The organism is Streptomyces sp. NPDC007991, from assembly GCF_042958445.1.
Classification (GTDB): Bacteria; Actinomycetota; Actinomycetes; order Streptomycetales; family Streptomycetaceae; genus Streptomyces.
This window is the reverse complement of sequence record NZ_JBIBJD010000005.1, coordinates 636732-651682: the sequence shown is the minus strand read 5'-3', so window position 1 is coordinate 651682 and position 14951 is coordinate 636732. Positions and strand designations below refer to the sequence as shown.

Sequence of the window (14951 nt, the reverse complement as noted above, 5' to 3'; positions counted from 1 at the left end):
AGACCGCCTTCCGGCGCAGGGCCCTATGCGGCGAAGCCGACGTTGGTGACGTACTCGTACTGGCCCCACTGCGAGCCGAGGTCGACGATCGTGTCCTGCCACGCGGCCTCGAGGCTCTGGTGGTCACCGGCCGCCCAGGAGCCGACGATGCGGTCCCAGCGGCGCACGTTCATCGTCCGGTACTCCACCACGCGCTGCAGCTGCTGCGGCACCTGGGACTGGTTGAGCGGGTGGATCTCCACCCGGGTGCCGCGTCCGTCGCGGTTGAGGCGTCTGAGGAGATGGCGGGCGACGTTGTGACGGCGCACCGTCCGATATGCCTGGTCGATGCGTTCCAGGCTGGTCTTGGAGGGGCGGCGTTTGCCCTCCAGCCAGGCCTTCAGCGTCCGGTGGGTCACGGTGAGTCCGGCGTCCTGCGCGGCCTTCAGGGTCTGGGGCGACTTCGTCAGGTAGTGCAGGCGCGCCATCCAGCCGCGCTTGGCGGTCACGGGAGTGGCGATGCCGCCCGCGAGTTCGTCGAGTTTGCGGGCGACGGCGTCGCTGCCCTTGATGCCCCGGGCGCCGAACCGTCCGAAGTCGATGTTCTTCTGCGGCACTACTCCCCCTCGCCTGCGTGCTCAGCGACGTTGGTTCCGGCGGTGTACGTGTCCTTGACCTTGACCTCGGTGACAGCTCGGCCTTCGGCGAAGACACGGCGCCAGTCACCGATGACGTGGAGTTCGTCGGTGCCCATCACCCGGACGACGGCCAGGCCCTCGTCATGGGCCTTGAGCGCCTTGAGCCACAGGTTGGCGAAGGCCTGGCTGCGGATGAGGTGCATCCAGTCCGGCCGGTAGAGCTCCCGGTTGTAGTTCGACTCCCCCATCGTGGAGACGAACTTCGAGTACATCGCCTTCACGTACTCCAGCGTCACCGTGTCGCCCTGCTCGATCGCCGTGTCGCGGGCGTCCTTCAGGGCGATGCGGAACTTCTCCAGCAGGTTCTCCGTCGCCCCGGAGGTGTACGACTCGTGGATCTGAGGTGGCTCGCACAGCTGGTGCCTGGGACCGGACAGGCGCAGCAGGAGGCGGAGCGTCGGCTCGGTGACCCACAGGGGGCCGGGCTCGTCCCGCTGGCCGATCGGGTTGGGCAGCACCGCCTCGTGCTCCCACTCGGGCGGGGTGATCAGATGGACTCCGGAGCGGCGGCGGTCGTGGGCGAGGCCGGTGGAGTGCTCGAGCTGGCCCAGGGGTAGGTGCGTCTTGAGGGCGGAGAGGTAGGCGCCGTTGATGTCGAGCGCGGTCACCTGGTGCCGGCCGGGCGGGAGTTCGTGACGGGTCCACTTGGGGCGGGCTTCCCAGATCTGGTCCGCGCCGCGCGCGGTCTGCTTCTTGAGGATGTCGGGGATCCAGGGGTGCGCGATCACGTCGTAGCGGGCGCCCTTACGGGTCTCGTCCAGCAGTCGCATCGCGTCCGGGATAGCCCGTTTCACCAGCGCCGCCGTGGCTGCGTCGACGTCGCCCCGGTGCTCGGCAAGCGCACCCTGCACGGCCTTGCGGATCAGGTCGACCGGGCCGGACGGCTCCTGGAACGCATGGCGGGCCGGGCCCCTGGAACGCTCCGTCGCACGCGCCGGACGTGGCGTGCGCAGCGCCGCTTTCGAGGTGTGCGCGGTGGGCTGTCCGGCTGGCGGGGCAGCTGGGGCCCCGGTGGCGGTGGGCCGGCAGTCGGCCGGGGTCAGGTGCTGAGCGAACCCCGCCACGCGTTGTCCGGCCGGACGGCCGCACAGCACGCAGGGCTCGGGGGCGACGAGCAGCTGCACGTCGTCGCCGTCCTCGTCCTGGCCGAGGTCGGGCGAAGACAAGGGGGTGACGGTCGCGGCCGTGCCTGACGTGACGGGCTGCTCCGCAGCCGGCGCCGCCTCGGTCTCGGTCTCGGATCCGGTGGCGAGCTTGGCGTTCAGCCCGTCCAGCAGGTAGGCGTATTTGGTGCGGATCTCGCCGACCGGGTCCCGGCCGCTTTCCCATCCGCTGAGGGTTGAGGGGCTCACGCCGAGCGCGCGTGCCACCTGTGCCTTGGACAGCCGAGCCCGCTCCCGCAGCTCGCGGCGCACCTGGCAGGGCGGGAGTTCGGCCTGGGGGCCGACGGCGTCAAGCAGCGAGTCGATCGCGTCGAAGCCGCTCACCGGCCCGTCCCCCTCGCTTCGGTCCGCACGGTACGACGCCTGTCGGCGGGCAGAGCCTCGCACGCTCTGGTCGGACCCGCCAGGAGATCCAGCGCGCCGATGCCGTAGTGCTCGGCCAGGACGTCGACGTCGCGCAGACTCCAGGAGATGGCGCCCGACTGCCGGCGCGACACCTGTGTCTGCGTCAGTCCCAGCACCCCCGCGACCGAGCGCTGCGATTCACCCGTTACCTGCATCAACGCGGCCACCGCCAGCCGCAGCGACTCCTCCAAGCGCAATCCCATGCCACCATCTTACCTGAACCCATGCAACTTCCGCATTAAGGTCAGCTTTTCACTATCATTGATGCGGAAACGCTTTCAGCGTTCGGAGGGAGCTGAAGGTTCTCGGGTACGCGGCGTGTCAGCGATCCATGCCGCCCCGATCACGGGTAGCCGTCGGGCCGCGCGCCGGGCTTCCCGATTCGCCCGGCGCGCCTGTTCCACCGCACGATCGGCCAGGCACCGCGGGCACACGAGGTCCACGACAGCTGCGGCGCAGGGCCCGGCGCAGCCGGAGCCCCGGCGGTGGCGGCCACCCACGGCAGTGGCGGCGCACCGTACGCACTCCAGTGCCCAAGAGCGCGGCGACCAGGGAGGCGTTGCCGGCGTAGCGGGCCAGGAGGAACGCCGTCTGCGCCTGGTGGCCGACCGGGAACCGGGCCGCGAACTCGGTGCGCTCGTCGGGCTGGAGGAGGGCGTCGCGGCGTTCGCAGTGCGGCGTCTTCGTGCTGTTCCGGGCGATGCCCGGCGAGCTGATGTCCATAGCTCAAGAAGCCTGCCGGGGGGCGTCTGCGGACAGCGGGCTGCCATTGAGATTGTTCTTGTCTGCCAAGATCCTCCGGGCTTGCCGATGGCTTCGAGCGGCTGGGGGCGGTTTGACGTCTTGCCGAAGTCCCAGCGGGTGCCCGGTGTTTGTTCCTGGCTCCGGGTGGCCGTCCCGGGCCGGCACCTCGGGGTTTGGGAGGACGGGCCGGGCAGGCGAGGCCCTCAAACGGTCCAGCTCACGGCCTGCTTCGCGAAGCGGAAGGTGTGCTCCGGATCGAAGCGGCTGCGTATCGCGCTGATCAGCCGCCGCAGCCCGCCGTCCCGCGGCGATGGTCTCCCGGACGGAGAGCCGGCTGACCCGCGGCAGAGACCGCCTTATAGGGCCGCCTTATAAGCTACATCGGGATTGAGTCTTGGACGCGCTGCCCGGCCCGCTGCTGCAATCGGCCTATGCCGAACCAGAACCACCGCCTCGCCCTCGCCCCCAGTGACGGCATCCGGGCCGAGGTCCTGCCGCCCGATGGGCGATGGCCGAAGGCGTCCGTCCCCTTCTACGGCGGCACCGCCTGGTTCCTGCCGTCCGGCGGCGCCTGCGACAAGGCGAAGGACGAGTCGTTCTGAGCCGGTACCGACGGCGGTGAGAGTGCCCGGACTCTCCGCGGCGCGGTCGTGGCAGTCTCACCGCCCTGGCGGACCGTGCTCGCTCTCCCTCTTGCCGCACCCCACGCACCCGCACGCCTGAACACGCTCCGAGGAAGGCCCGGCCTGCCATGACCGCCGTAGCGCACCGCAGCGAGCACGACCTGCTCGGTTATCGCGACGTCCCCGCCGAGGCGTACTGGGGCATCCACACCCTGCGCGCCAGGGAGAACTTCGCCATCACCGGCACGCCGATTGCCGCCTGCCCGCACCTGATCGGCGCTCTGGCCGCCGTGAAGGAGGCCGCCGCCCTGGCGAACGAGGAAGGCGGCCGGCTGGATCCGAGGAAGGCGGCCGCCATCGTGGAGGCATGCCGTGAGATCCGTGAGTGCGTGTTTCTGATCTGTGGTGCTTCGTCAGTAGCTGATCGTCAGGGTTAGGGTTGCTCGTGAGTCGAGAGCCTGTTCGGGGGGATGGATGCGGCGGGAACGTTCACTACGCTTGGCGGTCTGCGCTGGCGTGGTTGGAGTAGCGGTCGCCGCGACGGGGTGCACGAGCCGTTCGCACGATTCAGCGGCTTCCGACATGTCGCCCAGTGCGCGGACCTACCTGTCGCAGGCGCTGAACATCATGGAGAAGCACTCTCTTGTTCGTCACCAGGTTGACTGGCCGGACTTGCGGAGCAGGGCGTTCTCACAGGCGCGCGGCGCGCAGAAGACGGCGGATACGTACGGGGCGATCTACTCGGCTCTAAATGCGCTGGGCGACGGGCACAGTGTTTTCTGGGAGCCTGAGGAGGCGAAGGAGCGTTATGGAGGGTCTGTAGTCAACTTCGATGGCCTGAAAGGCCGTTCTTTGAAAAGCGGTGTGGGCTACATTTCTCTGCCTGGTGTGCTGGGGTCTCAGGAGGCGTACGACCAGTACGTGCGGCAGGGCCGGAGAGCCGTGGCGAAGGCCGGCGCGGGTAAAGCCTGCGGCTGGGTGGTGGATCTGCGCTCGGACACTGGTGGCAACATGTGGCCGATGCTTGCGGTGGTAGGTCCAATCCTGGGCGATGGCACGGTCGGTGCGTTCGTGGATGCCGACGGCAGCAAGTCCGTTTGGTCGATTAAGCACGGGAGTCCATACGAAGACGGCAAGTTGGTCGGCTGGGGCGATGGCCGACCGTTCGCCAAGAGCGCCCCGCCGGTCGCGGTCCTGACCGGTAAGCGAACAGGCAGTTCGGGTGAAGCGGTCGTGGTGGCCTTCCGGGGACGTCCTGACACCCGGTTCTTCGGCGAGCAGACCTACGGCGTCCCCACGGGAAACAAGCCGTACCACCTAGCCGACGGAGCTGTGCTGCTCCTCACGGAAGTCAAGGACGCGGACCGAACGGGCCGTGCATATGACGCGCCGATTCCTCCAGACGTGGAGATTGTCAAAGACCCACGCCCGATGGCACGTAACCGGGACGAGGTCCTGCAGGCAGCACAGAGCTGGCTCCTCAAACAGGCTGCCTGTCGTCAACCGTGAAATGCTCCGGCGGTTTCCTCGGCCAGCTGGGGGTGGCCCCCTTCCGTGCGAGACGCCTGGTCATGAGGGTGATGGCGGCCCAGGTGATCAGGGTCTCGGAGTGCTGGATGAGCCGTTCGTAGTCCCTCGCATGGCGGCGGGCGTGCATCATCCACGCGAGCGACCTCTCGACGACCCAGCGGCGGGGCAGCACGATGAAGCCGGAGGCGTCCTTGGGACGGCTGACCGGCTTGATCGTGAGGTTGAGGTGCTGTTTCGCCCAGTCCACGAGCTTCCCGGCGTAAGCGGAGTCGGCACACACGATTGTGATCTCGGGGTGCATCAGGCGCAGGCGGAAGAGGATTTCCTTGGCGGCTGCGGCGTCATGCAGGTCGGCGGGGGTGACCATGACGAGCAAGGGAAGTCCGCGGGTGTCGACAACCAGGTGGCGCTTGCGGCCGTTGATCTTCTTGCCCGCGTCGTAACCGCGGGTGGCCTTGGAGACGGTCTCAGCGGCTTTCACGCTCTGGGAGTCGATCACGGTGGCCACCGCTCGGGGTCCTTTGCCCATGTCACGGCGGATCCGGCCCGCCAGATGATCACGGATCTGGCCGACGATCCCGGCAGCGGCCCAGCGGGCCATGAACCCCCAGACCGTGCGCCAGGGCGGGAAATCCGCAGGCAGGGCCCGCCACTTGCAGCCGGTGTCCACGACGTAGCGGATCGCATCGACGATCTCGCGGCGGGGATGCTTCTCCGGCCGGCCGCCCTTGCTGGTCTCGCAGGCCGGGCTGGGCAACAGCCCTTCGAGCAGCGCCCATTCAGCATTGGTGGTGTCCGAGGGGTAACAGCGACTGCGCATGACGGCTGGCCTTCAGACGGTGCGGCAGGGCCGCCCGCAGGGCGGTCCCGCCGCAGGTCAGGAGCTGGCGATGAGGTCGAGGGTGGACTCGATGGAGTTGAGCTGGGCGACGATGTGCTTCACCCACTTGTCGTTCGGGTGGGTGGCGGCGTGCGGGGCGACGGTGCCGGTGATGAACCGGCGGAACTCGGTCAGCTTCTCCCTGACCACCGCCCGTTCGTATGCCTCCAGCACCGGCCTCTCCGCGCCGAGCTGATAGCCCGTCGCCTTGGTCCAGGTCAGCGGAGGCCATCCCTTCTCCGCGGCCTGATCCTTCAGCGCGGCGATCCCCGAACGGACCTGACTCGGGGACAGGTCACTCGCGCGTACCAGCTGAGGGAACTCAAGGCCGGCGGGTCTGGCCTCAAACAGCACGAACCGCAGGGTGTCCGCGTGACGTCTGGCTGCGTCGCCCCGTCGCCGTGAGGCGCGGGGCATGCCTACTCGCCCTTCAACATGCGGGCGAGCTCGTCGTCCATGTCGACCTTGCCCGTGTCGACCGCGGTCTCGATCCAGTCCAGGGTCGCCCGGACCCGGGCGACATTCTCATGCACGATCGTGCGCTCGTCGTCGTTGAGGGTGCGGTCGCGCAGGCCGGGGACGGTGCGGCCGGCCGCGGCGACGAACGAGTGGCAGGCGGTGACCAGGTCCAGGAACTCCACCGTTCGGTCGAGGTGACGCACGGCCGGGGCGACCGGGCTGGTCTCCTCGAAGTGCTCGCGGGCTTGCCGACTGCGTTCGGCCTGGGCATGGTTGGCCTGGAAGCGGGCGGTGTCGTCGCTCATCGCCTTGAAGGCGACGTCCGGCCTGCGCAGCAGGCTGGTGGCGGCGGTCGTCGCGACCGTCTCGTCGCGGGTGAACTCCTCCACCACCCGGACCTTGTCCTCCGACGACACTTTGGCCGCCACCTGCGGACGCTTGAGGAAGTCCGTGGTCACCGCCGCGGCGACCTCCTCGTCCTGGGCCAGTGAATGGATCGCGGTGACCTTCTCCTGCGTCGTGATGGGAGTTTCGACCTGCTGTCCCACCCGCCGGCTGGCGTCGTCCGTGTTCCACCGGGCCTTGCCGTCCGGTGGCGTCAGAATCGCAGCGAACCGCTCGTTCTCATCCTCGATGTTCGCCAGAGCACGGTGGACGGTATAGGACGCGATCTTGGGCTGGCGGCGTTCCTTCGGCCAGCGGGAGGCCACCCACCTCGTGGTCTTCACCGTGGAGGCGCTCAGTCCGATGTCCTCGGCCAGCCGCTTCATCGACTGCTCGACCGTGTACTCGGTCTCCGCGATCGGGCCGCCTCGCTGCCTCATCGGCTCGATCTCCAGGGCGCGGTCTCCGATCGTGAACTGCCCGCGTGTCAGCTGTTCGACGACGTCCCGCAGCTCGGCCACGATCTGTTCGTAGCGGGAATGGCTGACGCTTCCGACCTTTTCGGCCACTTCTGTCATGGAGTGTCTCACCACCAACTGCGGTCCCAGGCGCGGCACTTCGGGCCGTGATAGGTCAGGTCCCGCATCTGTCACCGAGAGTCAGACCGAAAATCCTAAGATCACAACGAATGACCGTAAATGACCGGACCCTGAACGAAGTTGGACTCAGGATGCGTTCGACCAGCGGTCACTGTGACCGATCTGCGAACGGTTCCTTGCGGCGCCTCCAGGCTCTCACCACACATCGTCGTGAGCAGTACCGGGCGTCCGAGCGACGGTCGACGCCAGGCACCCACCGGGTCCCGCACTCCGGGCACTCAGCCGTGTCGGCCTCACCCTGGACGGCCGCCAGGCGCTTGCGCAGCCGCCGCTCCTTCCGCCACTGCCTGGACCGACATTCCGACGAGCAGAACACGGCACCGGGCCGGGCGTCCGGCCTCAGCCGTTCACCACAAGCCCGACAGATCCTGTCCCCGGCCTTCCCGGTGTCCTTGGACACCACGCCAGCGTAGGGCTCACGGCTACTCAGAACTTGGGCTTAGAGGTCCTAACAGAAGCTGTCGATCATGTGACTGTCGGTCTGGTTGCTCGTTGGTCCTGCCGTGGGGAAGAGGGAGTCGCGGCCGTGGATCGTCTCGGACGAACTGTGGTCGCTCATCGAGCCGTTGTTGCCCAAGCCGGGGCCGAAGCTGGTCGAGGGCAGGCTGCGGATACCGGACCGGCAGGCCCTGTGCGGGATCCTGTTCGTGCTGCACACCGGCATCCAGTGGGAGTACCTGCCGCAGGAGCTGGGCTTCGGCTCGGGCATGACCTGCTGGCGGCGCCTGGCCGCATGGAACGAGGCCGGAGTGTGGGACGAGCTGCATCTGGTGCTGCTGAAGAAGCTGCGGGCCGCGAAGAAGCTGGACTGGTCACGGGCAGTGATCGACTCCTCCCACGTCAGGGCGGCCCGGCGCGGCCCAAAAGCGGACCCAGCCCCGTCGACCGCGCACGGCCGGGCAGCAAGCACCACGTCCTGACCGACGGGCAGGGCATCCCGCTCGCGGTGTCGCTGACCGGCGGAAACCGCAACGACGTCACCCAGTTACTGCCTCTGCTGGACAGGGTTCCGGCCGTGGCGGGCGTTGTCGGCCGGCCCAGACGCAGACCCGACGCCCTGCTCGCCGATCGCGGTTACGACCACGACAAGTGCCGCCGACTCCTGTGGCAGCGCGGCATCCGCCCGGTCATCGCCGAACGAGGCGTGGAACATGGCTCTGGCCTGGGTGTTTTCCGGTGGGTGGTCGAGAGAACGATCGCCTGGCTGCACGGCTTCCGCCGACTGCGGATCCGCTGGGAGCGACGCGACGACATCCACGAGGCCTTCCTCGGCCTCGCCACCTGCCTGATCACCCACCGACACGTCCGACGCCTTTGTTAGGACCTCTTAGAAACACGCACTGACCGGCGGCACCGCGCGGAGGCCCCGCCGACGCGCAACACGAGCGAGCGCGCCCCGATCCCCGGCCGCGTCCGCACCGCCCATCCCACCGTCCCTTCCTCACCCCAGCCAGGGACATGGGCAAAGCGATCACAACGGTGATGGCAGCCCCCGACCACGCCCATACGCCTGTTGACCTGGGCGAACAGGCTCGCGCAATAGTTGGCGCACCAACCTCGGCGAACGGGCTCAACGCCGATCGGCTGGGTGACGCCGACCACCGCCAACCGCCGGTCATGCCTCGCCGGGATCGCCGCAGGAGCTGGCGCTCGCCGCTTCCGCCTCGGCTCCTGTGCCCTGCTGTGGGTCTCTGCTCTTTACAGGCCAGTTTCTATGCGCTTAGATTCCGGCGTACCGAAGAAGTTAAGCGCTTAGATCCGATGGGACCAGCATGAGCCGCGCTGTCTTGCCTGATGACGCCGAGCTGACCTGCCGCATCCAGGGCCTGGACCTGGAGTCGAAGGTCCGGCTGCTGACGGGTGTGAGCCTGTGGAAAGTTCCGGCCGAGCCCCGGCTCGGGCTGGCGGCGGTGACGGTGTCGGACGGCCCGCAGGGGGTTCGCGGCACCTTGGACGACCCCGCGGACACCGGGCTGCTGGCCCCGGCGCCCAGCGCGGTGGCGGCGGCGTGGGACACGGGCCTCGCCGAGCGGCTGGGGGAGCTGTTCGCCATCGAGGCGCAACGCAAGGGCGTTGACGTGGTGCTGGCGCCGGCGGTGAACCTGCAGCGCACGCCGGTGGCCGGCCGGCATTTCGAGTACTTCTCCGAGGACCCGCTGCTGACTGCGGCGGTGGCCGCCGCGGCCGTCCGCGGCCTCCAGGGGCGGGGCGTCGGCGCGTGCCTGAAGCACTTCGTGGCCAACGACTCGGAGACCGACCGCACCCGCTACCGGGCCCGGCTGGATGAGCGCACGCTGCGTGAGGTGTACCTGGCTCCGTTCGAGCAGGTCCTTGCCGAGGCCGAGCCGTGGAGCGTGATGGCCGCCTACTCCGGGGTCGACGACGGCACGCAGTCGGCGCCGATGACCGAGCACACGCGGCTGCTGCGTGAGGTCCTGAAGCAGGAGTGGGGTTTTGCCGGGCCGGTGGTCAGCGACTGGTCCGCCACCAAATCGACGGTGGCCTCGGCGCTCGGCGGCCTGGACCTGGTGATGCCCGGCCCGCACGGCCCCTGGGGCGAGGCTCTCGTGGCGGCTGTCCGCGCCGGCGAGGTGCCGGAGCACCTGGTGGACGACAAGGTGCTGCGGCTGCTGCGCCTGGCCCGCCACACCGGCCGGCTCGGGGCGCCGGGCCACGATCCGCGGCCGTCTGCGACTCCCGCAGCGCCGGGGCCGGAAGAGTTCGGCCTGCTGCGCGAGGTCGCCGCCCGTGGCACGGTGGTGCTGCGTAACGGGCAGGACCTGCTGCCGCTGTCCCCGGAGAGGCTGGGCAGCGTGGCGCTGATCGGCCCGAACGCCGTGGACCCCTACCTACAGGGAGGCGGCAGCGCGTTCGTCCCGGCGATCCGCACCGTCTCCTTCGCCGAAGGGCTGCGCGCCGCCCTGCCCGAGCAGGTGCGCCTGAGCGTGCACCGCGGCGGGGACTCCCGCCTGGGCGCCCCGTTCGTGTCCGGTGACCTGCCGGCCGACCCGGACACCAGTGCACCCGGGGTGCGGGCCGAGTTCTTCGACGCCGACGGCACCCTGGTCGGTGGCGAGCTGCGCCGCAGCGGTGACTGGAGCGCCTACGGCGCCTTCACCCCCGCCACCCGCCGCGTCGTCCTGCGCACAGTGCTGACCCTGACCGAGCCCGGAACACACCGTCTGCAGGTCGGGTGCGTGGGCCGCTTCTCGGTGACCGTGGACGGCGCCGAGATCTGGTCCGGAGACGACGACCGGGGCGTGGAGCTGGTACTCGAATCCAGCCACCACCACCCCCCGCTCAAGGACATCGAACTCCACGTGGGTGACGAGCCGCGCCGCGTCGCCCTCATGGTGGACCTCACCGTCGTCGACGCCGGCGGCTACGACCGCTTCGTCACCGCCCAGCTGCGGCACGCTCCGCCCGGGCCCACCCCGTACGAGGAGATCGCCGAGGCCGTGGCCGCGGCGGCGGACGCCGAGGTGGCCGTGGTCGTGGTGGGCACCAACGAGGAGGTCGAGTCCGAGGGCTGGGACCGCACCGGGATGGACCTGCCCGGCCACCAGAACGAGCTGGTGCGCGAGGTGCTCGCCGCCAACCCGCGCACGATCGTGGTCGTCAACGCCGGAGCGCCCGTGCTCCTGCCCTGGGCCGACGAAGCTCCCGCGCTGCTGTGGGCGTGGCTGCCGGGCCAGGAGGCGGGGCACGCTCTGGCCGACGTGCTCCTCGGCCGCGCCGAGCCGTCGGGCCGACTGCCGTGGACGCTGCCCGCCCGGGCAGAAGACGTCCCCGTCCCCGACGCCCGCCCCCGCGACGGCATCGTGGACTACACCGAAGGCGTCCACGTCGGCCACCGGGCCTGGGACCGCGCCGGACTCGCTCCGGCCTTCCCCTTCGGCCACGGCCTCGGCTGGACCCACTGGTCCTACGACGCCGTGACCCTTTCCCTCAAGTCCCCCGTCTCCGCCGCCTCCCTGATCAGCCCCGCAGGCGGAGACGGGCTCAACCTGACCGTGGAACTGACCAACACCGGCCCGCGCCCGGGCCGCGAGGTCGTCCAGGTCTATCTGGAGCCCCCGCAGGACGGCGTCGACCGGCCGGTGCGCCTCCTCGCGGGCTTCGCCACCGTCCACGCGGAGGCCGGCGCCCGCGCCAGCGCCGAGGTCCACGTACCCGCACGGGCCTTCCAGATCTGGGACACCCAGACGCAGGACTGGCACACCCCGCCCGGCCGCTACCGGCTCCACATCGGGCGCTCCAGCCGCGACCTGCGCCTGGCCGTCGATACGGCCGTCGACCCCCACCACGCCCGCACCCGCTGAAGCCAGCTGTCCAGCCAGCCCATCCGCCCACCAGTAGAAGTCACCCACCACTGCCACGCGGCCGTTGCTCACATCGCCCTCGCAGACGGCACGATTTCGGAAAGGCCCCTCCGTGACCCCCACTTCCGACGGTCTCCCCTTCCCTGACGGCTTCCTGTGGGGAGCCTCCACCGCCGCCCACCAGATCGAGGGCAACAACGTCAACAGCGACTGGTGGCAGTTGGAACAGCGCGGCGGGTCCGCCACGCAGTCCATCGCCGAGCGCAGCGGTGACGCCGCCGACAGCTACCACCGGTGGCCCGAGGACATGGACCTGCTCGCCGGGCTCGGTTTCACCGATTACCGCTTCAGTATCGAATGGGCCCGTATCGAGCCCGCCGAGGGACACTTCTCCCGCGCGGCGATCGCGCACTACCGGCGGATGGTTGAGGGCGCGCTGGAGCGCGGCCTTAGGCCGATGGTCACCCTGCAGCATTTCACCGTGCCCAGATGGTTCGCCGAGCGTGGCGGATGGACCGCGGACGGCGCCACCGCTCTCTTCGAGCGGTACGTGGCCGCCACCGCGCCCGTCATCGGCACCGGCGTCCGGCATGTGTGCACCATCAACGAGCCCAACATCGCCGCGATCTTCGGCGCAGTCCAGGAGCTCGGCACCGAGGAGCCACTCCTCGCGGGCCTCCCGCTTCCCGACAAGGCCATCGGCGACGCCCTGATCGACGCTCACCACCGTGCCAGGGCCGCCGTGAAGGCGATCTCCGCCGACATCCAGGTCGGCTGGACCGTCGCCAACCAGGTCTACCAGGCCCTGCCCGGCGCCGATGAGGTCACCGCCGCCTACCGTCACCCCCGCGAGGACGTGTTCCTGGAGGCCGCCCGCGGCGACGACTGGATCGGCGTCCAGTCCTACACCCGCACCAGGATCGGCCCCGATGGCCCCCTGCCCGCACCCGACGACGCCGAACGCACTCTCAACGGCTGGGAGTACTACCCCCAGGCCCTCGGCCACGCCCTACGGCACACCGCCAAGGTCGTCGGCGATCTCCCGCTGATCGTCACCGAGAACGGCATCGCCACCGATGACGACAGCCGCCGTATCGACTACACCACCGGAGCGCTCCAGGAGGTCGCCGCCGCCTTGGAGGACGGCCTCGACGTGCGCGGCTACCTGCACTGGAGCGCCCTCGACAACTACGAGTGGGGCTCCTACAAGCCCACCTTCGGACTCATCGCCGTCGACCCCGAGACCTTCGAGCGCACCCCCAAGCCGTCGGCGGCCTGGCTCGGCGGGCTTGGCCGGACCCGGGTGCTGCCGCGGGCCGGCGCATAAGGCGGTGCAACGACACGGACGGCGTGGCGGTGACCTCTTCAGCCCGGTGACAGCATCGGCCTGAGCGGCCGAATCATCGCCGACGTGCCCAGAGCAGCTGAAGCTTGGCCCCGGATGCAGCCGCAGCCGGGGCCTCGTGCGCGATCCGGAGCCGGTGGTCGGCGACGGCGCGACGGGCCTGTGGAAGGCACTGACCCAGGTGTTTCCCGCCGCCCGGCAGGTGCTGGGTGCAAGGCCCGCAGCGTCTCGAACGCCCTCCCGGAAACCGCGCAGCCGGGCTCGACGAAGGTGATGCAGGAGGCGTTCGCGAAGCCCTACGGCGCCAGATGGCCCAGGGCCGTCGCGAAGATCACCGACGACGTCACCCGTTGCGCCGCGCAAGACTCAGGGCCGTGAGCAGCCGCAGCTCTCGCGCAGCACCACCTGGACCGGCAGTCGGCGCGTGACCGGCGACCCGGCCGGGTCAGCGATCCGCTCCACGAGGATGTCCACCACGACATGACCCATCGCCTGCATGGGCTGCCGTACGGTCGTCAGCGCGGGCCGTACGACCCGTCCCGCCACGACCCCGTCGAAGCCTGTCACGGCGACCTGCTCCGGGACGCGTACCTGGTGCTCGGCCAGTGCCTTCATCAGGTCGATGGCCACCTCGTCGCTGACGCACACGAACGCCTCGGGCAGCGTGTCCCGTGCCAGGACGTCGGCGACGACGGTTTCCACGTCGTTCCCGACGGTCAGCTCCGCGGGCTTGGCCGGCACGCGCAGCCCGGCTGCCCGCAGTGCTGCCTTGAAGCCGGCGAACCGCTCCTGGGCGTCGAAGGTGTCCATGTAGCCGACGAACAGCAGGTCGCGCATCCCGTGATCGGCGACCAGGTGCTGTGTCATCGCGCGCATGCCGCCTCGGTTGTCGATCGAGACGTGGCTCAGGCCGTCGTCCTGCGGACGCTGCGAGACCGCGACGACCGGGATCCGGCGCGAGATGCGCTCCAGGACGTCGCCGAGGCCGGAATGGTGAGGGAACACCGCGAGCCCGTCGACGCGTCCGACGATGTCGGTGACCCGGGTGGCGCTGTCGGCACGGCTGGCCGCGCCGATCAGCAACGCGTAGCCCCTCTGCCAGCACTCGAGTTCGACACCGCGCTGCACCTCGTGGACGTAGAGCGGGAAGCGGCGGTAGTCGTCGTCGCCGTCGTCGCGGACCACCGGCACCTTGGCACGGGACCGCGTGCTGATCGGCGCCACGCCTCCGAGGCTGCCGTCGGGTTCCGGGAGGAAGATGTCGAACGAGTACAGGCCCAGCGCCCCGGTGTGCCCGTGGGCCAGCCCGCGCGCGCTCGCGCTGGGGACATAGTTCAGCGCCTCGGCGGCGGCCTCGACGATTTTCCGGGTCTCTTCCTTCACCTTGTGGGGGCGACGGAAGGTCATCGACACGGTCGCGATGGACACCCCGGCGCGTTCCGCCACGTCGTAGACCGTCGGAGCCTTCGCCACGTTCCCTGCCTTTCCTCAACCGCTTGCTGCCGCCATGTTATGCGCTTAGACAGCGAGTGCGGCCATGCCGGATCCAGCCGCACGGTCCTCCGCGGCGGCCTCGATCGCGTCCCCTCCCTGATCGCCCCCCTCCCCGCACCTGCCCTGACCAGGGTGGAGTCGTCGTGATCTCTCCCGGATCCCGGGGGCGATCTTGGCCTGATCCGATTGTTGCGGGTGCTGGCCGGCCGCAGGCCGGGTCCTCTTGGGCCGTCGAGATCCGGGCAGGGCCACCGAGTGCACTTCGG

The 14951-nt window shown here is 69.8% G+C and carries 12 protein-coding genes and 1 pseudogene; 6 read left to right on the top strand and 7 right to left on the bottom strand.

Annotated features, from left to right (window positions below):
• Positions 1-23: 23 nt before the first annotated feature.
• The 3 genes from ACFZDA_RS17545 to ACFZDA_RS17535 are packed head-to-tail and all read right to left on the bottom strand — an operon-like array spanning position 24 to position 2448.
• Positions 24-596 carry a transcriptional regulator gene (locus ACFZDA_RS17545; protein ID WP_391081628.1) on the bottom strand — a complete coding sequence of 191 codons (573 nt, stop codon included), beginning with the start codon at positions 594-596 and terminating at the stop codon, positions 24-26.
• Positions 596-2164, bottom strand: a complete 1569-nt coding sequence (locus tag ACFZDA_RS17540; RefSeq protein WP_391081625.1) for a helix-turn-helix domain-containing protein — start codon at positions 2162-2164, stop codon at positions 596-598. The genes ACFZDA_RS17545 and ACFZDA_RS17540 overlap by 1 nt, the downstream gene beginning before the upstream one ends.
• On the bottom strand, positions 2161-2448 hold the full coding sequence (locus ACFZDA_RS17535; protein WP_391081622.1) for a helix-turn-helix domain-containing protein: 288 nt from the start codon (positions 2446-2448) through the stop codon (positions 2161-2163). Before ACFZDA_RS17535 ends, ACFZDA_RS17540 begins: the two co-directional genes overlap by 4 nt.
• 972 nt (positions 2449-3420) lie before the next feature.
• Here ACFZDA_RS17535 and ACFZDA_RS17530 point away from each other — a divergent pair.
• The 3 genes and pseudogenes from ACFZDA_RS17530 (at position 3421) to ACFZDA_RS17520 (ending at position 5121) form a co-directional block, all read left to right on the top strand.
• Positions 3421-3591 carry a hypothetical protein gene (locus tag ACFZDA_RS17530; protein ID WP_391081620.1) on the top strand — a complete coding sequence of 57 codons (171 nt, stop codon included), beginning with the start codon at positions 3421-3423 and terminating at the stop codon, positions 3589-3591.
• Positions 3592-3740: 149 nt separating this feature from the next.
• Positions 3741-3998 (top strand): annotated as a pseudogene (locus ACFZDA_RS17525) (lyase family protein); the annotation flags it as partial.
• Positions 3999-4194: 196 nt separating this feature from the next.
• Entirely contained in the window at positions 4195-5121 is a 927-nt protein-coding gene (locus tag ACFZDA_RS17520) for a S41 family peptidase (RefSeq protein ID WP_391081617.1), read from the top strand.
• On the opposite strand, the gene ACFZDA_RS17515 is transcribed toward ACFZDA_RS17520, so the two are convergent.
• From ACFZDA_RS17515 to ACFZDA_RS17505, 3 genes are read right to left on the bottom strand one after another with little or no spacing between them, the layout of a single operon-like run.
• Positions 5093-5962 carry an IS5 family transposase gene (locus tag ACFZDA_RS17515; protein WP_391081615.1) on the bottom strand — a complete coding sequence of 290 codons (870 nt, stop codon included), beginning with the start codon at positions 5960-5962 and terminating at the stop codon, positions 5093-5095. The two genes, ACFZDA_RS17520 and ACFZDA_RS17515, sit on opposite strands and share 29 nt — an antisense overlap.
• A gap of 57 nt (positions 5963-6019) precedes the next feature.
• Positions 6020-6439 carry a RacP protein gene (locus ACFZDA_RS17510; RefSeq protein ID WP_391081612.1) on the bottom strand — a complete coding sequence of 140 codons (420 nt, stop codon included), beginning with the start codon at positions 6437-6439 and terminating at the stop codon, positions 6020-6022.
• 2 nt (positions 6440-6441) lie between these two features.
• Positions 6442-7443 carry a DUF6192 family protein gene (locus ACFZDA_RS17505; RefSeq protein ID WP_391081610.1) on the bottom strand — a complete coding sequence of 334 codons (1002 nt, stop codon included), beginning with the start codon at positions 7441-7443 and terminating at the stop codon, positions 6442-6444.
• A gap of 584 nt (positions 7444-8027) precedes the next feature.
• On the opposite strand from ACFZDA_RS17505, the gene ACFZDA_RS17500 reads away from it, so the two are divergent.
• From ACFZDA_RS17500 to ACFZDA_RS17490, 3 genes are all read left to right on the top strand, one after another.
• A protein-coding gene (locus ACFZDA_RS17500) for an IS5 family transposase (protein ID WP_391081606.1) occupies positions 8028-8845 on the top strand; the annotation gives its coding sequence in 2 pieces (ribosomal slippage) (positions 8028-8388 and positions 8388-8845; 819 coding nt in all).
• Between the two features lie 451 nt (positions 8846-9296).
• Positions 9297-11846: a glycoside hydrolase family 3 C-terminal domain-containing protein gene (locus tag ACFZDA_RS17495; protein ID WP_391081603.1), complete on the top strand. Its 2550-nt coding sequence runs from the start codon at positions 9297-9299 to the stop codon at positions 11844-11846.
• Positions 11847-11958: 112 nt separating this feature from the next.
• Complete coding sequence (locus ACFZDA_RS17490) at positions 11959-13173, top strand: family 1 glycosylhydrolase (RefSeq protein WP_391081601.1); 1215 nt, start codon at positions 11959-11961, stop codon at positions 13171-13173.
• A 384-nt stretch (positions 13174-13557) separates the two neighbouring features.
• On the opposite strand, the gene ACFZDA_RS17485 is transcribed toward ACFZDA_RS17490, so the two are convergent.
• Complete coding sequence (locus tag ACFZDA_RS17485; protein WP_391081598.1) at positions 13558-14664, bottom strand: substrate-binding domain-containing protein; 1107 nt, start codon at positions 14662-14664, stop codon at positions 13558-13560.
• Positions 14665-14951: the final 287 nt, after the last annotated feature.

Coding starts and splice junctions, on each gene's coding strand:
- ACFZDA_RS17535 (WP_391081622.1), bottom strand. CDS start 2,448: ATGGGATTGCGCTTGGAGGAGTCGCTGCGGCTGGCGGTGGCCGCGTTG.
- ACFZDA_RS17530 (WP_391081620.1), top strand. CDS start 3,421: ATGCCGAACCAGAACCACCGCCTCGCCCTCGCCCCCAGTGACGGCATC.
- ACFZDA_RS17520 (WP_391081617.1), top strand. CDS start 4,195: ATGTCGCCCAGTGCGCGGACCTACCTGTCGCAGGCGCTGAACATCATG.
- ACFZDA_RS17515 (WP_391081615.1), bottom strand. CDS start 5,962: ATGCGCAGTCGCTGTTACCCCTCGGACACCACCAATGCTGAATGGGCG.
- ACFZDA_RS17510 (WP_391081612.1), bottom strand. CDS start 6,439: ATGCCCCGCGCCTCACGGCGACGGGGCGACGCAGCCAGACGTCACGCG.
- ACFZDA_RS17505 (WP_391081610.1), bottom strand. CDS start 7,443: ATGACAGAAGTGGCCGAAAAGGTCGGAAGCGTCAGCCATTCCCGCTAC.
- ACFZDA_RS17495 (WP_391081603.1), top strand. CDS start 9,297: ATGAGCCGCGCTGTCTTGCCTGATGACGCCGAGCTGACCTGCCGCATC.